This is a genomic window from Streptomyces sp. NBC_00872, from assembly GCF_045161915.1.
Lineage (GTDB): Bacteria > Actinomycetota > Actinomycetes > Streptomycetales > Streptomycetaceae > Streptomyces.
This window is the reverse complement of record NZ_CP108806.1, coordinates 5,578,729-5,600,068: the sequence shown is the minus strand read 5'-3', so window position 1 is coordinate 5,600,068 and position 21,340 is coordinate 5,578,729. Positions and strand designations below refer to the sequence as shown.

The 21,340-nt window shown below is 71.0% G+C and carries 13 protein-coding genes and 1 tRNA gene; 7 read left to right on the top strand and 7 right to left on the bottom strand.

Annotated features, from left to right (window positions below; translation table 11 throughout):
- Positions 1 to 207: 207 nt before the first annotated feature.
- The 4 genes from mfd to OG214_RS24105 form a co-directional block, all read right to left on the bottom strand.
- Positions 208 to 3,774, bottom strand: a complete 3,567-nt coding sequence (gene mfd, locus OG214_RS24120) for a transcription-repair coupling factor (protein ID WP_405985931.1) — start codon at positions 3,772 to 3,774, stop codon at positions 208 to 210.
- Between the two features lie 196 nt (positions 3,775 to 3,970).
- Positions 3,971 to 4,516, bottom strand: a complete 546-nt coding sequence (locus OG214_RS24115; RefSeq protein WP_405985930.1) for a hypothetical protein — start codon at positions 4,514 to 4,516, stop codon at positions 3,971 to 3,973.
- A gap of 207 nt (positions 4,517 to 4,723) precedes the next feature.
- The gene (locus OG214_RS24110) at positions 4,724 to 7,300 is read right to left on the bottom strand and encodes an ABC transporter permease (RefSeq protein WP_405985929.1); all 2,577 of its coding nucleotides are present in this window, start codon (positions 7,298 to 7,300) and stop codon (positions 4,724 to 4,726) included.
- Entirely contained in the window at positions 7,297 to 8,085 is a 789-nt protein-coding gene (locus OG214_RS24105) for an ABC transporter ATP-binding protein (protein WP_365901475.1), read from the bottom strand. Before OG214_RS24105 ends, OG214_RS24110 begins: the two co-directional genes overlap by 4 nt.
- A gap of 835 nt (positions 8,086 to 8,920) precedes the next feature.
- Between OG214_RS24105 and OG214_RS24100 the strand changes: the two genes are divergently transcribed.
- Both OG214_RS24100 and OG214_RS24095 read left to right on the top strand, forming a co-directional pair.
- Entirely contained in the window at positions 8,921 to 10,417 is a 1,497-nt protein-coding gene (locus OG214_RS24100; RefSeq protein ID WP_405987594.1) for an MFS transporter, read from the top strand.
- A gap of 225 nt (positions 10,418 to 10,642) precedes the next feature.
- Positions 10,643 to 12,124 (top strand): TIGR00366 family protein, encoded by a 1,482-nt coding sequence (locus tag OG214_RS24095; RefSeq protein WP_363081115.1) that lies wholly within the window; start codon positions 10,643 to 10,645, stop codon positions 12,122 to 12,124.
- A gap of 199 nt (positions 12,125 to 12,323) precedes the next feature.
- On the opposite strand, the gene OG214_RS24090 is transcribed toward OG214_RS24095, so the two are convergent.
- Positions 12,324 to 14,825 (bottom strand): SUKH-4 family immunity protein, encoded by a 2,502-nt coding sequence (locus tag OG214_RS24090; protein ID WP_405985928.1) that lies wholly within the window; start codon positions 14,823 to 14,825, stop codon positions 12,324 to 12,326.
- Positions 14,822 to 15,799 (bottom strand): SMI1/KNR4 family protein, encoded by a 978-nt coding sequence (locus tag OG214_RS24085; protein ID WP_363081113.1) that lies wholly within the window; start codon positions 15,797 to 15,799, stop codon positions 14,822 to 14,824. The genes OG214_RS24090 and OG214_RS24085 overlap by 4 nt, the downstream gene beginning before the upstream one ends.
- Before the next feature lie 308 nt (positions 15,800 to 16,107).
- On the opposite strand from OG214_RS24085, the gene OG214_RS24080 reads away from it, so the two are divergent.
- Together OG214_RS24080 and OG214_RS24075 are read left to right on the top strand one after the other, a co-directional pair.
- On the top strand, positions 16,108 to 16,611 hold the full coding sequence (locus OG214_RS24080) for a YwqJ-related putative deaminase (RefSeq protein ID WP_363081112.1): 504 nt from the start codon (positions 16,108 to 16,110) through the stop codon (positions 16,609 to 16,611).
- Positions 16,612 to 16,613: 2 nt separating this feature from the next.
- A complete protein-coding gene (locus tag OG214_RS24075; protein ID WP_363081111.1) occupies positions 16,614 to 17,108 on the top strand; it encodes an SUKH-3 domain-containing protein in 495 nt (164 codons plus the stop codon).
- Positions 17,109 to 17,320: 212 nt separating this feature from the next.
- Here OG214_RS24075 and OG214_RS24070 read toward each other — a convergent pair whose 3' ends face one another.
- Positions 17,321 to 18,664, bottom strand: a complete 1,344-nt coding sequence (locus OG214_RS24070) for a sensor histidine kinase (protein WP_405985927.1) — start codon at positions 18,662 to 18,664, stop codon at positions 17,321 to 17,323.
- 156 nt (positions 18,665 to 18,820) lie between these two features.
- Between OG214_RS24070 and OG214_RS24065 the strand changes: the two genes are divergently transcribed.
- From OG214_RS24065 to glmU, 3 genes are all read left to right on the top strand, one after another.
- Positions 18,821 to 19,681, top strand: a complete 861-nt coding sequence (locus OG214_RS24065) for a hypothetical protein (RefSeq protein WP_405985926.1) — start codon at positions 18,821 to 18,823, stop codon at positions 19,679 to 19,681.
- A 15-nt stretch (positions 19,682 to 19,696) separates the two neighbouring features.
- A tRNA-Gln gene (locus OG214_RS24060) sits at positions 19,697 to 19,771 on the top strand.
- Between the two features lie 107 nt (positions 19,772 to 19,878).
- Positions 19,879 to 21,336: a bifunctional UDP-N-acetylglucosamine diphosphorylase/glucosamine-1-phosphate N-acetyltransferase GlmU gene (glmU, locus tag OG214_RS24055; protein ID WP_363081108.1), complete on the top strand. Its 1,458-nt coding sequence runs from the start codon at positions 19,879 to 19,881 to the stop codon at positions 21,334 to 21,336.
- The last annotated feature ends 4 nt before the right edge of the window (positions 21,337 to 21,340 follow it).

Here is a 21,340-nt window from a genome sequence, read left to right as displayed (position 1 = left end):
AAGGCGACCAGCGGTGGAATGTTGCGTCCTCCCCCGGTACGGAGCGCGCGCAGCGACGGCCGACCGCCGCACGCACCCGTACCGGAAGAGGCGCCAGGCCCGTACCGGAAGCGGTGCCGGGCCCGTACCGAAGAGGCGCCGGGCCCGTACCGAAGAGGCGCCAGGGCCCCCACCGGAGAGGTGCCGGGCCCCGTACCGGAAGCGGCTCTAGGAGCCCAGGATCGTGGTGAGGAACTCGCCCGTCCACGCCAGCAGTTCGCGTCCCACCACCGGCTTTCCGCCGATCTTGCCCGTGGTCGGGCGGGGGACCAGGATCTGGTGGACGGCCGGCTTGATGACCGTACGGGGGTGCAGCCGCTTCAGACGGAGCTCCTGCGACTCCCTCAGCTCCACCGGGGCGAAGCGGATGTTCGGCCCCTGGAGCACGATCTCGCCGACGCCGCACGCCCGCGCGAGCATCCGCAGGCCCGCGACGAGCAGCAGATTCTCCACCGGCTCCGGGAGCTTGCCGTAGCGGTCGGTCAGCTCCTCGCGGACGGCCGTGATGTCCGCCTCCGTGTTGGCGGAGGCGATCGCCCGGTACGCCTGGAGCCTCAGCCGCTCGCCCGGCGCGTAGTCGTGCGGGACGTGCGCGTCGACCGGGAGCTCGATCTTGACCTCCAGCGGCGGCTCCTCCTCCACCCCGCCGTCCAGGGACGCCCGGTAGTCGGCGACCGCCTCGCCCACCATCCGTACATACAGATCGAAGCCGACGCCCGCGATATGGCCGGACTGCTCGCCGCCGAGGAGATTGCCCGCGCCGCGGATCTCCAGGTCCTTCATGGCGACATACATGCCGGCGCCCATCTCCGTGTGCTGGGCGATCGTCGCGAGCCGCTCGTGCGCGGTCTCGGTCAGCGGCTTCTCCGGCGGATACAGGAAGTACGAGTATCCGCGCTCCCGCCCGCGGCCGACCCGGCCCCGGAGCTGATGGAGCTGCGAGAGCCCGAAGTTGTCACCGCGCTCCACGATCAGGGTGTTGGCGTTCGAGATGTCGATACCGGACTCGACGATCGTCGTGGAGACCAGGACGTCGAACCTCTTCTCCCAGAAGTCCACCACCACCTGCTCCAGCGCGCTCTCGCCCATCTGCCCGTGCGCCGTCGCGATCCGCGCCTCCGGCACGATCTCGCGCAGCCGGGCCGCGGCCCGGTCGATCGACTCCACCCGGTTGTGGATGTAGAAGACCTGGCCCTCGCGCAGCAGCTCGCGCCGCACGGCCGCGCCGATCTGCTTCTCCTCGTACGGTCCGACGAACGTCAGCACCGGATGCCGCTCCTCCGGCGGGGTCGTGATCGTCGACATCTCGCGGATACCGGTGACGGCCATCTCCAACGTACGGGGAATGGGCGTCGCGGACATGGTGAGCACGTCGACATTGGCGCGGAGCTTCTTGAGCTGCTCCTTGTGCTCCACGCCGAAGCGCTGCTCCTCGTCCACGATGACCAGGCCCAGATCCTTGAACTTGGTCTCGGACGAGAAGAGCCGGTGCGTCCCGATGACGACGTCGACCGCGCCCTCCCGCAGCCCCTGGAGCGTGGCCTTCGCCTCCGCGTCGGACTGGAAGCGGGACAGCGCCTTCACGGAGACGGGGAACTGCGCGTACCGCTCGGAGAACGTACCGAAGTGCTGCTGCACCAGCAGCGTCGTCGGCACCAGGACCGCGACCTGCTTGCCGTCCTGGACCGCCTTGAAGGCCGCCCGCACGGCGATCTCCGTCTTGCCGTAGCCGACGTCGCCGCAGATCAGCCGGTCCATCGGGACCGTCTTCTCCATGTCCTCCTTGACCTCGGCGATGGTGGAGAGCTGGTCGGGCGTCTCCACATAGGGGAAGGCGTCCTCCAGCTCCCGCTGCCAGGGCGTGTCGGGGCCGAAGGCATGGCCGGGGGCCGCCATCCGCGCCGAGTAGAGCTTGATCAGATCGGCGGCGATCTCCTTGACGGCCTTCTTGGCGCGCTGCTTGGTCTTCGTCCAGTCCGCGCCGCCGAGGCGGTGCAGCGTCGGGGCCTCGCCGCCGACGTACTTCGTGACCTGTTCGAGCTGGTCGGTGGGGATGTAGAGGCGGTCGCCCGGCTGGCCGCGCTTGGCCGGGGCGTACTCGACGAGCAGATACTCGCGGGTCGCGCCCTGCACCGTGCGCTGCACCATCTCCACATAGCGGCCCACGCCGTGCTGCTCGTGCACGATGTAGTCGCCCGCCTCCAGGGTGAGCGGGTCGATGGTCTTGCGGCGCTTGGCCGGCATCCGGGCGCCGTCCTTGCCGGCCGCCTTCTGGCCGGAGAGATCGGTCTCGGTGAGCACGGCCAGTCTGAGATCCGGATCGACGAATCCGTAGTCGATCGAGCCGCAGGCGACATGGACGACGGACGGCGTGATGTCGGTCAGTCCGCGGGCGCCGCGTGTGCCGGGGGTGTCGAGCCGGGCCGGGATGCCCTCGCCGCTCAGCACCTCGACCGTACGGGAGGCCGTGCCGTGCCCCTCCGTGACGAACACGGTGCGCCAGCCCTCGGCGAGCCAGCCCTTGGTATCGGCGAGGGCGCGGGCGGTGTCGCCGCGGTACGTCTCGGGAGCGCGCATCCCGAGCGTGATGGTCTCGCCGTCCCCCGACGCGTACTCCAGCTCCTCGTCGACGGCGAACGGGGAGACGGACCACCACATCATGCCCAGCTCGCGCGCCCGCTCCCGGACGTCCGCGATGCCCCACAGGGAGGCCGCGCCGACATCGATGGGAGCCTCGCCGCCGCCCGCGGTGGCGGCCCAGGACGCCTGGAGGAACTCCTGGCTGGTCGCCACCAGGTCCGCGGCCCTGGTCCTGACCCGCTCGGGGTCGCAGACCAGGGTCATCGCGCCCGCCGGCAGCACGTCGAGGAGCAGCTCCATGTCGTCCACGAGGACGGGCGCGAGGGACTCCATGCCCTCGACCGCGATCCCCTCCGCGATCTTGCCGAGCAGTTCGCCCAGCTCGGGGTGGTCCTCGGCGAGCGCGGCGGCCCGCTCCCGTACCTGCGGTGTGAGCAGCAGCTCACGGCAGGGCGGCGCCCACAGTCCGTGCTCGGCGACCTCCAGGGAGCGCTGGTCGGCGACCTTGAAGTAGCGGATCTCCTCGACGTCGTCGCCCCAGAACTCCACCCGCAGGGGGTGCTCCTCGGTGGGCGGGAAGACATCCAGGATGCCGCCGCGCACCGCGAACTCGCCGCGCTTCTCGACCAGCTCGACGCGGGCGTACGCGGCTGCCGCCAGCGCCTCCGTCACCTCGTTCAGATCGGCGCTCTGCCCGGAGCGCAGCGCCACGGGTACCAGCTCGCCGAGCCCCTTGACCTGCGGCTGGAGCACCGACCGTACGGGCGAGACCACCACGCTGACCGGGCCGGCCGTCGGGTCGTCCTTCGCGGGGTGCGCGAGCCGGCGCAGCACGGCGAGCCGGCGGCCCACGGTGTCGGAGCGCGGGGAGAGCCGCTCGTGCGGCAGGGTCTCCCAGGAGGGGTACTCCACGACGGTGTCCGGGTCCAGCAGGGACCGCAGGGCCGCCGCGAGATCCTCGGCCTCCCGCCCGGTGGCGGTCACGGCCAGCACGGGCCGCCCGGCCTCGCGCGCCAGCGCGGCCACGGCGAAGGGCCGCGCGGCGGGCGGTCCGACCAGGTCGACATGCGTACGGTGACCGGCGGTGGCGGCCTTCACCGCTTCCGCGAGCGCCGGATCACGTACAACGGCGTCGAGCAGACCGTGCAGGCTCATGAAGGGGTTCCATCCAGGCGGTGGGCAACGCGAAGGACCCGACACGTCGCACGGGCCGGGGGTTCTCCAGCGTACGACGCCCCACGGACCCGGGGGGACGGGACGGCGGGCCGGGGGCCCGCGAGACGCGTCAACCGGTCACCAGGGGCTCGCTCGCCCCTGAGACCGGTGCCCGCCGCTGGACACCGGCGAGCAATCACATGCCCTGTCCCAGGACCTCCAGGATGTCCTCGGCGTACGCGGCGGCCGGGGAGTCCGGATCCGCCGCCCGCTCACGGCGCGCGAGATCAAGGCCCGGACGAATGAGCGCGGCACACGCGCCGTACAGGCCGGGGTCCTCCGGAAGTGTGTCGTCCTCCGAGCCCAGAACGGCGGAGAGCGCCCACAGCAGTCCCTCGCGAACCGCCGGACGTGGCGGGCTCGCGGACCACATCGCCATCAGCACCGCGCACACCGCCGGGGCGGGGGGCTGAAGATTCGACTGGATGAAAATGTGGTTGTCCAGCGAACGAAACGCGGCCGGATGTCCCTCGGCCGCATCCCACAGAGTGACGACGAGATGGCCTGCCGAACGTCCGCAGCCGCACGCGCACGTCTCCCACTCATGCCGCGCGATCTCGGCTTCCACCGTCGCACGCCACACGGGGTCGATCGGCGACCCGGCACGGCTTCCGAGGCGTCGCCCGCCGCCCGCTCGGTGGCCGTGTCGCTGATGGGCGGTCGCAGCGGGGACTTCAGCCATGCCGGGATGATGGTGCTCGATGAACATACGAGCCATCCTGACGCCACCCGGCCTGTGCTCGCACAGGTTTTCGCACGGCCCGCGGCGACCGGGGCTGACGCGCGGAGACCGGGTACGCCCGAGACGTACCGGCACGACCGTGGCCCCGGTGGGTGTTGGAGGACACCCACCGAGGCCGTGCGGTTCACCTTATCGTCCCCGCTCGCCCTATTCCGTGGCGATCGCGTTCAATACGTTCATCCGGCCCGCGCGGAACGCCGGGACCAGGGCCGCGAAGAGGCCCACGAAGGCCGAGGCGACGAAGACCGTCAGGATCGTCGGCCAGGGGATCTCCAGGACGCCGAGGCCCTCCAGGGCCAGCAGCTTCTGGGCCGCCGTGCCCCAGCCCATGCCCAGGCCCAGGCCGAGCAGGGCGCCGAAGAGGGCGATGACCACCGACTCCAGGCGGATCATGCGGCGGAGCTGGCGGCGGGAGAGGCCGATCGCCCGCAGCAGACCGATCTCACGGGTGCGCTCCACCACCGACAGGGCCAGGGTGTTCACCACACCCAGCACCGCGACGATGATCGCCAGCGCCAGCAGCCCGTAGACGATGTTGAGGAGCTGGCCGATCTGGTCCTTGAGGTCCTGCTTGAAGTCGGTCTGGTTCTGCACGGTGTACTGCGGATAGGCGGCGAGCGAGTCCTTGAGGGCCGCGTACGCCTCCTTCTCCTTGCCGTCCACGGCCGCCGCGAACATGATCATGTTCTTGGGCATCCTGTCGGCCGGGACATACTCCTCGACGGTCGTGATGTTGGCGTACATCGCGCCCTTGTCGATGCTCGTGTCGTCCGAGGTGATCGCCGCGACCTTCAGCTTTCCGGTCCTCCCGCCGGGAAAGACGACCGACATCTCGTCGCCGACCTTCACCCCGTGCTCCGTGGCGTACGCGTCGCCGACCGACATGGCGTCCTTGCCGTACGCCCCGGACAGTTCACCGGCGGTGGTCTCGCGGCGCAGGTCCTGCGCGTACGTCGGGTCCGCGGCGGCCAGCCCCACCTCGTCGGTCTTCCCGTCCGGGGAGGTCAGCTTGACGTCGACCCACTTGTACTCGGTGACATGCTCGATGTCCGGCGCCTTCTCCAGCGCCGCCTGGGCCTGCGGCATGATCGGCTGGCCGTTGTCCGACTGGACGATGAAGTCCGCGCCGACCGACTTGTCCAGTTCGTCCGTGGCCGAGGCGACCATCGAGGAACCCACCACCGACAGACAGGCCACCAGCGCGAGCCCGATCATCAGGGCGGCGCCCGTCGCCCCCGTACGCCGGGGGTTGCGCAGCGCGTTGCGCTCCGCCATCCGTCCGACCGGGCCGAACATCCGCAGGACGAACGCGCTCAGCACCCGGACCACTCCGCCCGCCAGCAGCGGACCGATGACGACGAACCCGATCAGCGTGAACACCACGCCCACACCGAGGAAGAGCGAACCCTCGCCCGCCTCCTCGGCCCGTGTCGAGACGAGCAGCGCGGCGGCGCCGGCCCCCGTGAGCACCAGTCCGACGACCGCCCTGATCCAGCCGGCGCGTCCGTCGGCGGGCGTACCCGCCTCGCGCAGCGCGGCCATCGGGGAGATCTTCCCGGCGCGCCGGGCCGGCACATACGCCGAGACGACCGTGACCACGACACCGAGCACCAGCCCGACCACCGGGGTCGTCCACTTCACGGTCAGATCCTGGGTGGACAGCTCCATCCCCATGGAGGCCATCAGCTTCATCAGCCCGACCGCGAGCCCCACCCCGGCGGCGACCCCGGCGACCGAGCCGATGATCCCGAGCAGCACGGCCTCCAGCAGCACCGACCGGTTGACCTGCTTACGGCTGGAGCCCAGCGCCCGCATCAAACCGATTTCCCGGGTCCGCTGGGCGACCAGCATCGAGAAGGTGTTGACGATCAGGAAGATCCCGACGAGGAAGGCGATCCCGGCGAAGCCGAGCATCGCGTACTTCATCACATCGAGGAACGAGCCGACGTCCGCGCGGTTGGCGTCCGCGGCCTCCTGCTGTGTCTGGAGCTTGTACGGTCCGCCGGCGAGCACCGCGGCCACGTCCCGCTTGAGGACATCGTCGCTGACACCCGGCTCGGCGGTGACATTGACATGGGTGAACCGGCCGGTGCCGCCGAGCAGTTCACGCTGGGCGGTCGCCGTGTCGAAGTAGAGGACGGCCGCGCCCGGGTTGGTGACGGTGAAGGTGGCGATCCCGGAGATCTTCGCCGTGAAGTCGCCGGTGACCGCGATCGTGCGCAGCTCGTCGCCGATCGCGAGACGGTGCTTCTCCGCGGTGTCCGCGTCGACCATCACCTCGGTGGGGCCGCGCGGGGCATGGCCGGAGGTGATCTCCATCGAACGGAGGTCGTTACGCGTCCAGTTGCCGGCGATCGTCGGAGCGCCGCTGGTCGCGCCCACGTTCTTGTTGTCGGCGTCGACGACGGTCACGCTCGTGCTCATGACCGCGCCCTCGACGGACTTGACCCCGTCCGCCTTCCGCACGGTCTCCACGAGGGAGGCGGGCAGCGTCTCGGGCCTGCCGGTCTGCGATATCTCGCCGCCGCTCTTGGCGGCCTTGGGGCTCACCGTGACATCCGAGGAGGTCGCGGCGAAGAGCTTGTCGAACGTCGTGTTCATCGTGTCCGTGAACACGAGCGTGCCCGAGACGAAGGCGACCGAGAGCAGGACCGCGACGGCGGAGAGCGCCATCCGTCCCTTGTGCGCGAGGAAGTTGCGCATCGAGGTTCTGAGGACGGTCATGACGTACGTCCCCGGGCGTCGAAGTCCTTCATACGGTCGAGCACGGCCTCGGCGGTCGGCCGGAACATCTCGTCGACGATCCTGCCGTCCGCGAGATACAGCACGCGGTCCGCGTAGGAGGCGGCCACCGGGTCATGGGTGACCATCACGATCGTCTGGCCCAGCTCGTCGACGGACCTGCGCAGAAAGCCCAGCACCTCGGCGCCGGCCCGCGAGTCCAGATTCCCCGTCGGCTCGTCACCGAAGATGATCTCGGGACGGGCGGCGAGCGCTCTGGCCACCGCGACGCGCTGCTGCTGGCCGCCCGAGAGCTGGGTCGGCCGGTGCTTGAGACGGTCGGCGAGGCCCACCGTCTCCACCACCCGCTGGAGCCACGGGCCGTCCGGCTTACGGCCGGCGATGTCCATGGGAAGCGTGATGTTCTCCAGGGCGTTGAGCGTCGGCAGCAGATTGAACGCCTGGAAGATGAAGCCGATCCGGTCCCGGCGGAGCTGGGTGAGGTGCTTGTCCTTGAGCTTGGTGATCTCGGTCTCGTCGAGATGGATCTCGCCTGAGGTCACGGTGTCCAGACCGGCGAGGCAGTGCATCAGCGTCGACTTGCCGGAGCCGGACGGGCCCATGATCGCGGTGAACTGCCCGCGGGCGATGTCCACATCGACATGGTCCAGCGCGACGACCCGGGTCTCGCCCGAGCCGTACGCCTTGACGACCTGCCGCGCTCGCGCCGCGACGGCCGTACGCCCTCCCGTGCCCCCGTGCTTGGGGATCGTTACAGCCGTTGTCACGGTATGTCTCCTAAGTCGGTCGATCGACAAGTGATAGCGGTGCTATGCCGATGTGGTCGATTGGTTCACCGATGGATACCCGGTGAGGTCGTGCTCCGAGTCTGTTGGTTCCGGGGCCCCGGCGCGCTGGTGCTCAGCGCAGTCTTCGCCTGGGGTTTTCCCCACCCCCGCGCTACGGAGAGCCCCCCTCGTGCGCTCTCGCGCTCTCCGTCGCGTAAGACCAAGGTAAGGAAAGGGGACCGGAGTTCTCGTCCTCCACCGGGACGAACCGCCCCTGGACAGAAGTAAGGAGAACCCCCTAAGGGTCTCCACCCCCGGACGGAGCCCCTGGGTGGAGACGGCGTAGACGGCGGGTCAGGGGTGAGGTGGACGGCGCCGCCGGGGCGACGTGGACGGCGGGGGCGGGTTCCGGGGCGGGCCGGGGAACGGGCCGCGCCCTCCCGCCGCGAGAGGTGCGGGTGAGAAGGTGTCTCCCGACGAGATACATGCATAGGGAAGGAATCGGGATCCCGTGAGCGGCGCCGGCGACAGTACCGAGGACACCGGACGTACCGAAGCGATACCCGAAGCCCCGTCGGCGGACGCCGGTCCGCCGCCGGGGCCGAACCCGACCCCGCGGTCAGGGCCGCCGCCGTCCGGACCGTCGTCAGGACCGACGTCAGGACCGACGTCAGAACTGGCGTCAGGACCGACGTCAGGACCGGCGTCAGAACTGGCGTCAGGACCGAGGCCCGGACCGGTGTCAGGACTGGCGTCAGGACCGCTGTCAGCACCGGCCTCAGAAGGGCCGTCCCGACCGCGTGAGCGCGGCAGAGGGCCGGTGGTCGCCGCCCTGATGCTGGGCATGGCGCTCGCCGCGCTCGACGGCACCGTCGTCTCCACGGCCGTCCCGCAGATCGTCGGCGACCTCGGCGGATTCTCCGTCTTCTCCTGGCTGTTCTCCGGCTATCTGCTCGCCGTGACGGTCACACTGCCGGTGTACGGAAAGCTCTCCGACACCTTCGGCCGCAGGCCCGTACTGATCGCGGGCATCGTGCTCTTCCTCGTCGGCTCACTGCTCTGCGCCACCGCGTGGAGCATGGCCTCCCTGATCGCCTTCCGTGTCGTCCAGGGCCTCGGCGGCGGGGCGCTCCAGGGCACGGTGCAGACCATCGCCGCCGATCTCTACCCGCTCAAGGAACGGCCCAGGATCCAGGCCAAGCTGTCCACGGTCTGGGCCACCTCCTCGGTGGCGGGACCGGCCCTGGGCGGACTGCTCGCGGGATACGCGGACTGGCGCTGGATCTTCCTCGTCAATCTGCCGGTGGGTGTGGTGGCGCTCTGGCTGGTAGTCACCTACCTGCGCGAACCGGGCCGTACGGCACCGGCGGCACCGGCGTCCCCGGCGGCGCGCACCGGCACCGCGCTCCGGCACCGGGTCGACTGGGCGGGCGCGCTCGCCGTCTTCGCCACCGGCGCGCTCCTGCTCACCGCGCTCGTACAGGGCGGCGTCGCCTGGCCCTGGCTCTCCGCGCCCTCCTTCGCCTTCCTCGGCGGCAGCGCCGTCCTCGCCGCCGTCACGGTCGTCATCGAACGGCGAGCGGCGGAACCGATCATCCCCGGCTGGGTCTGGCGCCGCCGTACCATCGCGGCCGTCAATCTGGCGCTCGGCGCACTCGGACTGCTGATGGTCGCCCCGACCGTCTTCCTCCCGACGTACGCGCAGTCCGTGCTCGGCCTCGGGCCGATCGCCGCCGGTTTCGTACTCTCCGCGATGACCCTGAGCTGGCCGGTCAGCGCCGCCCTGTCCAACCGCGTCTACAACCGCGTCGGTTTCCGGCAGACCGCCGTCATCGGGATCTTCCTCGCGCTGCTGATCCTGCTCGCCTTCCCCCTGCTCCCGTTCCCCGGGCAGCCCTGGCAGCCGGCGCTGATCATGCTGCTGCTCGGCGGCGCGCTCGGACTCTTCCAACTCCCGCTGATCATCGGGGTGCAGGCGACGGTCGGCTGGTCGGAGCGGGGGACGGCGACCGCGTCCATCCTCTTCTGCCGCCAGGTCGGACAGAGCGTGGGCGCCGCGGTGTTCGGCGCGGTCGCCAACAGCGTGCTCGCCTCCCGTCTCGCCGATCCGCCCTCGCCCGGACTCCCCCGCGATCTGGACTCGGTCTCGACCGCCCTGGAGAACCCGGCCGCGCTCACCGCCGAGGCCGCGGAGTATCTGCGCCGTGCGGTGGACGCGGCGGTGGACCGGGTCTATCTGGGCGCGGCGGTCGCGGCGGCACTGGCCCTGCTCGTACTGCTCGTACTGGCCCCGAAACGCTTCCCGGTCATCGCCGAGAAGGACGCCGACTGAGCACGGCGGCGCACCACGACGCTCCACAAGTGCGCACCACCACGCTTCGGAAGTGGGGCACCCCCACCCTCCCGATGTGCACACCACCACGCTCCGGAAGTGGGGCGCACCTATGAAGGGGCCGGGTGCTATGTGGTCCGACTCCATTGTGTTCCGGTCACCCCGGGCCCAAGATCCTCCCCCGTCGGCCGACCCGACAGGCTGACCCGACAGTGAGGACACCCGATGACCACGGCACCCCCACAGGAGCCGGATCCGGACGTGACGACCGGCCGGGAACCCTGGCCGGCACGGATGGCGCTGCGCTTCACGGCCTTCTCCGAGAGATGGCTGCCCGACGCGCTGGGCTTCGTACTGGTGGGCACCTTCGCGGTCTTCGCGCTCGGCCTCGCGACCGGTGAGAGCCTCTACGGCGCCCCCTCGGATCCGGCCGCGACGACCGGATACGGGCTGGTGGACGCGTGGGGCCAGGGATTCTGGTCCCTGATCACCTTCACACTACAGATGGCGATGATCATTATCGCCGGATACGCGGTCGCGGTCTCGCCCCCGGTCGGCCGGCTGATCGGCAGGATCGCGCTCGTACCCCGGACACCGCGCGGGGCCGTCGCGTTCACGGCCGCCGTCGCGATGGTGACGTCCTATCTCAACTGGGCGTTCAGCCTGATCTTCACGGCGATCCTCGCCAAGGAGATCGCCCGCAGGGTCACGGGGGTGGACTACCGGGCCCTGGGCGCGATGGCCTTCCTCGGACTCGGCACCGTCTGGGCCCAGGGCCTGTCCGGGTCGGCGGCGCTCCAGGTCGCCAGCGCCGCGTCGAGCCCGCCCGCCGTCCAGGAGGTCATCGCGGAGGGGCGCGGCAGCGGTCTGATCCCGCTGACGGAGACCATCTTCCTGTGGCAGGGCATGGCGGCCACCGCGATCATCTTCGTCGTCGCCGTGGGCATGGCCTGGTTCCTGTCACCCTCACCGGAGCGCGCGAAGACGGCCGAACAGCTCGGCATAGAACTGGGCCCCAGCGTGGCCGAGCAGCGTTCGCCGCTGCGCCGCGGCCGGCCCGGCGAGTGGATCGAGTACAGCCCCGTCTTCGCGATCCTGCTGTTCGCACTCGGTGTGTGGTACCTGGCACGGCACTTCGCCCGCGCGGAGGGCAGCGCCCTCAACGCCCTGGACCTCAACACCGTCAATCTCATCCTCATCCTGCTGGCGCTCATCCTGAACTGGCGGCCCGTACGCCTGGCCCAGGCCGTCAAGGACGGAACACCGGCGGCCTCGGGCGTACTGCTCCAATTCCCGCTGTACGGCGGGATCTTCGGGATGATCGCCTTCACCGGGCTGAGCAAGACCATCGCCGGCTGGCTGGTGTCCGTCTCGAACGAGTTCTTCTACCCGGCCTTCATCGCCATCTACAGCGCCGTCCTCGGGGTCTTCGTCCCCAGCGGCGGCAGCAAGTGGGTCATCGAGGCGCCGTACGTCCTGGACGCGGCCAACCAGCTCCATGTCAACCAGGGCTGGGTGGTCGTGGTCTACGACCTCGGCGAGGCCAGTGCCAATCTGCTCCAGCCGTTCTGGATGCTGCCCACGCTGACGATCCTCGGCCTCAAGGCACGCGACATCATGGGCTACACGTTCGCCATGTTCCTGGTCTGCTTCCCGGTGGTGCTGATCCTGGTCACGCTGTTCGCCCGCACGCTCAGCTTCCCGTGAGGTCCGTGGGCCCGTAAGACCCCTTGAGTCCCGTAAGACCTGTGAGTCCCGTGAAGCCCGTGAGCCCGTAAGTCCCGCGAGGCACAAGGGCGTCCGAGCCGTACGGGCCCGCCGCGCGGCGGGCCGGAAACCCCCTACCAGGTCCCGGCCCCCGCGCGTCACGCGCCGCGCGTCACGCGCCGCGCACCTCCGACGGACCTCACAGCAGCCCGTCCCACATCTGCTCCAGCAGCACCGACCACCAGTTCTCCGGCGACGACAGCGCCGCCGCGTCCAGCGACACGAGCTGCGCCTGGAAGTCGACCGTCCAGCGGCCCGCCTGCTCCGGGTTGAGACCGAAGCGCAGCCGCCACATCCGGCCCAGCAGCGCCAGCGACCTGGTGAACTCGGGCAGTCCCGTGTTGACGAACTGCGGCGGCACCGACTGCCCGCCGGGGCCCGCCTCCACCGGCACCGCCATGATGTGCGCCGTGCCGTACTGGACACAGAGCGCGCGCCCGAAGTCGCTGCCCACCACCAGATACGAACCCGCGTCAGGCGCGGCGTGCACCTGCCGCTGCGCGGCCAGCTCGGCCAGTGTCGGCATCACCGGATGCGGAGGCTGCGCCCAGAAGAACGGACCGAAGTCGGCCGGCAGCCCCGCCCACACCAGCGTGCGCGCCACGATCTCCGGCACGCCCTGACGGGACACCGCCCGCTGGTCGAACCGGCAGATGCCCTGCGGACCGAACGCCCCCAGCAGCTCCTGCGCGACCCCCTCCGGCGGAACCGGCGGCGCGGGCGCCATCGGGGGCAGCGGGGCACGGACCGGCGCGGGCCGCGCGGGCCCGTCCGCGACCTGGTGCAACTCGCCCTGGTGGGTGAGCAGATGCCGCATGCCCTGCTGCCTGCTCGCGTGATCCTGGCCGTACGGCGCGACGCTGGTGATCCGCACCTGCGGCCAGGTCTCCCGGATCATCCGCGCGCAGTACCCGCCGGGCAGCTCGCACGACTCCAGCTCCGTGTGCAGTTCGAGCACCTGCTGCGGCGGCACGTTCAGCGCGCGCAGCTCATGCAGGATCTGCCACTCGGGGTGCGGGGTGCCGGGCGCGGAGCGCCGGATGAGCTGGGCCTCCGAGCCGTCGGGCGCGCGATAGCGGAGCACGGCCTGATAGCCGGGCCCGACGGTCGGCGGACCGGGCGGCTGCTGCGGATAGCCGTACGCCGGAGGCTGCCCCTGGGCCGGCGGCGGCACGGGACCGGGCATGCCCGGCGGCACCCCGGGGGCCCCGGGCACACCAGGAGGCCGCGGAGCCGACGGCGGTACGGGACCGGCCTGGCCGGATCCCGCCGGCATCGTCGCGGCAAGGGGCGCCCCACCGGGCGGCACACCAGGAGGACCGGGCGGACCGGGCGGACCGGGAGGACCAGGAGGCTGCGCGGGAGCGCCCGGGGCGCCCAGGGCGCCGGGCGGACCAGGAGGGCCGGGAGGCTGTGGAACGCCCGGAGCGCCGTGGTTCGGACCGGCGAGCATCGTCGCCGCGTGTCCGCCCGGAGGCGTACCGGGGCCACCCGGGGCGCCGGGAGGTCCCGGGGGTCCGGGCGGACCAGGGGGACCCGACGGGCCCGGCCCCGCGAGCATCGTCTCGGCCAGATGCGCTCCGTCGGACGGCGCACCCGGGGCACCGGGCGGGCCAGGGGGGCCAGGAGGAGCGGGCGGACCAGGAGGGCCGGGAGGGGCGGGCGGACCAGGGGGACCAGGAGGGGCGGGCGGACCCGGCGGCCGTGCTCCCTCGGGACCCGCGTTCGAGACCAACTGCGTGGGCAGATAACCACCCGCCGGAGCGCCGGGCGCACCCGGCCCCGACTGCGGCGGCGCCCCGCCCGGCATCGGGCTCACCGCCGTGGACGGCAGTCGGCTGCCCCCCGACATCAGCGCCGTCGGCGCCTCGGCGCCCACGACCGGCGGCGTGTCATCGTCGTCCGAACCGGACAGCGGCGGCGCGAAGACCGTCGCGGGCAGCGGTACGGAACCCTCGTCGGCCGAGCCGGCGCCATTGGTGTCCGTCCCTGCCCAGGGTGTGGCCCCGGCGGCCGCCGCCGAGGACGGGACGGCCGCACCGCCACCGGCGGCCGGCACATACGCGCGGCCACCGCCACCGCCGTAACCGCCCCCCGGCGACGACGGCGAAGGAGCGGCCGGAGCAGACGGAGCAGACGGAGCGGACGGAGACGGGGCCGGGGATGGGGGCGGGGACGACAGCGCGGGCGAAGGCGCGGGCCCCGAGACCGGTCCGGCACCCGGAACGGCCGACGGGGACACCGCCGGAGACGGATCCGGAGCCCCCCGTCTGTCCGCCGCCTCCTGGAGCCACTCCGGCGGGGTCAGCAGGAACGACGTCTGATTCAGATCGATACGCCTCGGCGGCTCCGGCGCGGCCGGCGGCGCCTCCGGCACCCCGTACTCCTCCTCGTACCGGCGGATCACCTCGCCCACCGGGAGCCCCGGCCACAGCGTGGCCTCACCGCTGTCCCGCGCGATGACCAGCCGCTGCCGGCCGCCGTCCGACGTGGGCCCCGCCTCGCGGTCCTCCGCCCAGACGACGAAGCCCAGCTCGAACTCCCTTACCCGCACCTCCCGGTGCTGATATCCGGGCAGATCGCCATTGACCCACTCTTCCGCGCGCTCCTGCGCCTGCGCGAAGGTCACCATCGCGCTCATCCCTCCACCGGGACGGCGCGCGCGAAGCCGCCGTCCACCATCAGGTTCGCCACGGTCTCCAGCTCCGGCGGACTGCCCGCCAACCTCAGCAGAAAAGCGTCGAAGTCCTCACCGCAGGGCAGCAGCAGCCGCTCCACCCGCTCCTGCACGCTCCAGCCGTCCTGGTCCCTGGCGTCGTCGTACGCGCAGAACCAGACCGAACCCACCCGGTCACCCCGCACCTTCACCGCGAGAATGCCGCCCTGGACAAAGGCGACACCCAGATAGTCCTTGGTCAGATGGTCCCGCAGGCACTTGTTGACATACACCAGGTCATTGACCGCGGCCTCCTCACGCACCGTGAAGAACGGCTGGTCCACCAGCAGCCCCAGCTCCGGATCGAGCGCCGCGCCCACCGGCGCGCAGCCGCCCGCCGCCTTCAGGAACGCGCGATACGCACCGGGCAGCCGATAGCCGAGATCCTCCTCGACCCCCTGCAATTGCTGCTCGCTCACCGACACCGCGCCCTTCGGCAGCCCGAAGTGCACCGGCCGGGTCTCCTGGAGCGGACGCGTGCCGCGCTTGCCGTGGTCCACGGCCGTCGTCGTCAGGCCGCCGTGATGCCGCAGCAGCGCCTTCACCTCGACCGGCACCAGTACCAGCCGGCGCGAGGCCGGAAGATGGTGCCACGTCCAGCCGTGCGGGGTCGCCACCGAGGGGACCGTGTCCCACAGCTCATGCCCCGAGGCATGCAGCGCGGCATTGGCCGACACATAGTCCGTCAGCCGCAACTCGTCCACACCGAACCCCTCCGGAGGCTCGGCTATCTCCACCGCCGCGCGCGCGTACGGCGAGAAATCCGGAAAGCCGGCGTCGTCCACCCGCACCCCTCTGGGATGCCGGGAAGCCCGGACCGGGTCCGGGAAATGCACGACCTGCCCGGCGTAGGCCGCGTTCGGTGGCGCGGCTTGCTGCCCGAGCCGACCTGTCGTCATGGCGGTTGCCCCCTGGTGCTTCCGGCTGGTTCCACAGCCCTGATGGCGCACAGCCTATGCGGTGGGACAAGAGGGGCTCCGACGCTCCTCCACAGGGCCGATCCGATCATCCTCCCCGCGTCCACCCCGGCCACCACGCCTCCCTCGAACCGGTGACCAACGGTCACGCGCGGGTGACCCAGCGCCGACGCCACGCCATGATTCACGCCCCAGCTTCCCGACCGCCCGGCGTATTTGGCAGTCTGTCCACACAACCGGGGGCGTGACACCAGCGGCTACCAGCCGCGGGCACGGGGAGGGGACAGCACTTGCACACCGCATCAACAGACGCATCCGGCGACCCACGCCTCGGCTGGAGCAGCACCGAACCACACCGTCCGCCCGTACTCCACAGGCGCCGCGACGGCATCCTGCCCGCCGTCGCCGCCGCGCTCTCCGTACGCGGCCGGACGACCCTCACCTGCACCGGAGGCAAGGGCGACCAGCCACCCGAACTCCACCCCCTCGTACAGGACTTCCTCGACACCCTCACCAGCGGCCAACGGGAACGTTTCACCGGACGCTGCCCCGAGGCGATCCTGCTCTCCCGTCACCTCACCGCCGCCGAGGCCGACCGCTCCAAACGAGCCCGCCGCAAACCCCTCACCCACGGCGAAGCACGCCGCACCCTCAAACACTCCAAACTGACGGCCCGCCGCATCCGCGAGGACGGCGACCCGCTGCACGGCGGCTACGCCCCGCCCTGCCGCTCCTGCTCGGCACTCCTCGCACACTTCGGCGTACGCCCCGTCGACCCCACCCAGAACGGCTGACCATGCCCGACCTCGACACCACCCGCTTCCCCGTACCCGTCGACGCCGCACTGCGCGAAGCGGGCTGGCGGCCAGGACGCCGGGACATGCGGCAGGCCGAGGAATGGGCCGACGCCCTGCGCGCCCACATCACACCCGCCGGACACCGGCTCAACGTCTTCCCCGCCGCCGTCGAGGCCTGGGCCGAATTCGGCGGACTGCGCCTCACCGCGCCCGGACCCGGCCGCCAGATAGCCCCCGCCTCCGTACTGATCGACCCATTGGCCGGCCTCCACCTCGCCCGCACCCTCGCGGACCTCGGCCGGTCCCTGGACACCGAGATCAGCCCGCTCGGCGAGGAGAACGACGGACAGGCCGTCCTCGCCATCGACACCACCGGACGCGTCTTCAGCATCGACCACACCGGCGACTGGTACCTGGGCCCGGACCTCGACCAGGCACTCGGCACACTGCTCACCGGCATGGAACCGGCAAGACTGACCTCGGCCACGGGCTGACCCCGCCCCCGAGCTGACTCCGGCCCGTCTCTCGGGCCGACCTCGGCCACGGGCTGACCCCGCCCGCCGGGCCGACTCCGCCCCGGCCGGCCCCGGAACCGTCAGCGGCCGAAAACCCACCACAGGACCGTCCCAGCGGCCCGCGAACACCAGCCCACAGACACCGGCGCGCAAACACCGGCCCGCAAACACCGGTTCCCGAACGACCGGCCCTACGCGGACGCGCGGTCCGGCAGCACCGCCGACACCCGGAAACCCCCCGCGTCCGTCTCCCCCGACACGAACACCCCGCCCAGCGCCAGCACCCGCTCCCGCATCCCCACCAGACCATTGCCCCCGCTCGGCAGCCCCGCGTCCTGCGCACCACCGTCCGAAGGCCCGTTCTCCACCTGCATCGCGACCTCCGCCTCCCGGTGCGCCAGCCGGACCATCACCTTCGCGCCCGCCGCGTGCTTCAGCACATTCGTCAGCGCCTCCTGCACCACCCGGTACGCCGTCTGCTCCACCTCCGGCGCATACGGACGCGACTCCCCCTGCACCGAAAGCTCCACCACCATCCCCGTCTCCCGGGACTGGCCCACCAACGCCTCTATGTCCCCCATACCAGGACCGTCCCCCGCCGCCGCGGCGGCCGCGGCGGCCGCCGCCCGCCCCACAGCCGCCAGCGGAACCCCCGGCGAGAACACCTCCCCCGGCACACCATCCGCCGCCTTGCGCGCCGCCACCTGCTCACCCGCCCGCAGCACCCCGAGCATCTCCCGCAGCTCCGTCAGCGCCTGCCGCCCCATATCGCCCACCAGCGCCGCGTTCTTCACCGCCTTCGGCGGATCCTTCAACGCCACCGCCTGCAACGCCGCCGCGTGCACCACCATCAGACTCACCCGATGCGCCACCACATCGTGCATCTCACGCGCGATCCGCGTCCGCTCCTCCGTACGCGCCCACTCCGCACGCTGCTCCGCGCGGTCGGCGAGCAGCGAAAGCTCCTGCTCCAGACTGTCCGCCCGCTCCCGCAGGCTCTCCATCAGCCGCCGTCTCGCCCCTACATAGAGCCCGAACAGCACCGGCGGCGCGGTCAGCCCCACCGACATCAGAACCGCGACCACGGGCACATACCAGCGCGCCGAGTCGAACGCCGTGTCCGCCACGTTCTGCCGGGTCCGTACGAACGTGACGATCAACGTCCCCACCAGCGACATCCCGGCCAGCGCGCCGATGATCCTGCGCGGCGCCTCCGAGGCGGCGAGCGTGTACAGCCCGACCAGCCCCATCAGATAGCCCATCTCCGCCGGCGTGATCGCGATCGAGACCAGCACCACGGCGAACGGCCACCGCCGCCGCACCAGCAGAACCGCCCCCGCGAACAGCCCGAACAGCACCCCCAGCGGCACCGGCAGCGCGGCGGTGTCCGCGAACCGGACCCCCTCCAGCGCACACTCCAGCGCCGACACCAGCGCCAGCCCCACATCCAGCACGGCACTACGCCGCCGCCCCCACCACCACAAACCGCGGGGAGTCACTCCCGCGGCGTCCTGATGTGCCCCCGTTGTGGTCATGTCTCCCACCCTACGGGCGCCCGCACCCCATTTTCCGGCGACCGCCCCACCACGGAACGCGACCGAACACGCCGGGAACACGCGTCGATCCCTCGAACTGGTGAATAGCCCGCGCATTCGATCCGCGCGTCCGGATTCTGGCCGACGATCACCCCTATGACAGCAATCCACAGCAAATATGCCGACTTCGAGGGACTCCGCGCACAGGCGGTTGCACTGCGCCGTGAAGGCCTCAGCCGTCGCCAGATACGCCAGCGGCTGGAGATCCACAACAACGACACCCTCAGCCGCCTACTGGAAGGCGAACCTCCGCCTGAGTGGACGAAGCGCCCGAACGCGAAGGACGGCACGCGACTCAAGGCCAGAGAGCTTCGCGCTCAGGGCTTCACCTACGACGAGATCCAAGCGCAACTCGGGGTTTCGAAGGCATCCATCTCGGCCTGGGTCCGGGACCTTCCGAAGCCCGCGCCACGATGGACGAACATCGAAAAGATGCAGCGCCTCGAAGAGGCCCACTCCGCGTTCCGCGCGTCGCGCGACGAAGAGCGCCGGCAGCTCACCTCGGACGCTTTTCAGCAGGTTGGCGACATCAGCGATCGCGAGCTGCTGCTTCTCGGCGCCGCGCTGTACTGGGCCAAGGGCACGAAGGACAAGACGTACGCTCGTCGGGAGAGCCTGACGTTCATCAACAGCGACGTCGGCATGATCCGCACGTACGTTCGCTGGCTCGAACTACTTGGAGTCGCACGCCACAGGATGCGCTGCAGTCTGCACATCCACGACTCAGCCGACCTCGCGGACGCGACTCGATTCTGGTCCGAGGTCACAGGCGTTCCTGCGGAGGATTTCCTGAAGCCCTGCATCAAGCGGGACAATGCAGGTACGAGCCGCCTCAACCGCGGAGAAGGCTACCGAGGCTGCTTGAGAATCCGCGTCGCCAACAGCGCCCGGCTGTACCGGCAGGTTGAAGGCTGGTGGGGTGGCATCGCGGCAGGTGTCGCCTCGACACTCCGGTAAGGTCTGGCGTGGTGATCCGCCGTGGGGTAGCGGCATCCCGCAGGCCTTTGGAGCCTTGAGACGCTGGTTCGAATCCAGCCGGCGGAGCCAACAAGTTCGGGTCCCGACCGCACCGGTCGGGACCCGTCCTCGTTTCCGCGTCGAAACCCCCCGGTATCCTGCGGGTGTCCACCACCCGAAAGCCGAAGGGCATTCCCGTGAGCGCCATCCGCCCGGCAGCCGTCGTCGTTCTCGCAGCGGGTGAAGGGACCCGCATGAAGTCCAGGACTCCCAAGGTTCTGCATGAGGTCTGCGGGCGCTCGCTCGTCGGACATGTCGTGTCCGCGGCCCGTGAGCTGGGGCCCGAGCAGCTCGTCGTCGTTGTAGGCCATGCCCGGGAGCAGGTCGAGGGGCATCTTTCCGCCGCGTACGAGGGGGTGCGCACCGCCTATCAGGCCGAGCAGAACGGCACCGGGCACGCGGTGCGGATCGGGCTTCAGGAGTTGGGCGGGACGCCCGACGGGACCGTGGTCGTCGTATGCGGTGACACCCCGCTGCTGACCGGTGAGACGCTCAGGGCGCTGGCCGCGACCCACGCGGCCGACGGTAACGCGGTGACGGTGCTGACCGCCGAGGTTCCGGACTCGTCCGGGTACGGGCGGATCGTCAGGGACGGCGCGAGCGGCGCGGTCACGGCGATCGTGGAGCACAAGGACGCCACCGACGCGCAGCGCGCGATCCGGGAGATCAATTCGGGGGTGTTCGCGTTCGACGGGCAGCTGCTCGCGGACGCGCTGGGGAAGGTCCGTACGGACAACAGCCAGGGTGAGGAGTACCTCACGGATGTGCTGGGCATTCTGCGGGAGGCCGGGCACCGGGTGGGTGCGTCGGTCGCGGTCGATCACCGGGAGATCCTGGGGATCAACAACCGGGTCCAGCTCGCGGAGGCGCGCCGGCTGCTGAATGGGCGGTTGCTGGAGCGGGCGATGCTGGCGGGGGTGACGGTGGTCGATCCGGCGTCGGTGCTGGTGGATGTGACGGTGACGTTCGAGCCGGACACGGTGGTGCATCCGGGTACGCAGCTTCTCGGGTCCACGCATCTGGCCGAGGGCGCGGAGGTGGGGCCGAATTCGCGGCTGAGGGACACCCAGGTCGGCGCGGGCGCCCGGTTGGACAATACGGTCGCGGACGGCGCGGTGGTGGGTGAGGCGGCGCTGGTGGGTCCGTACGCCTATCTGCGGCCGGGTACGCGGCTGGGGGTGCGGTCGAAGGCCGGTACGTATGTGGAGTTGAAGAACGCGACGATCGGTGAGGGCACGAAGGTGCCGCATCTGTCGTATGTGGGGGACGCGACGATCGGCGAGCACACGAACATCGGCGCGGCGAGCGTCTTCGTGAACTACGACGGGGTGCACAAGCACCACACGACGATCGGGTCTCACTGCCGGACGGGTGCGGACAATATGTTTGTGGCGCCTGTCACTGTCGGGGACGGTGTGTACACGGCGGCCGGGTCGGTGATCACGAAGGATGTTCCGGCGGGTGCGCTGGCCGTCGCCCGGGGCCAGCAGCGGAATATCGAGGGTTGGGTGGCCAGGAAGCGTCCGGGGAGTGCCGCGGCGCAGGCGGCCGAGACGGCTCGTACGGTGCCCGGGAGCGCCGAGAGCGAAAGCTGACCGG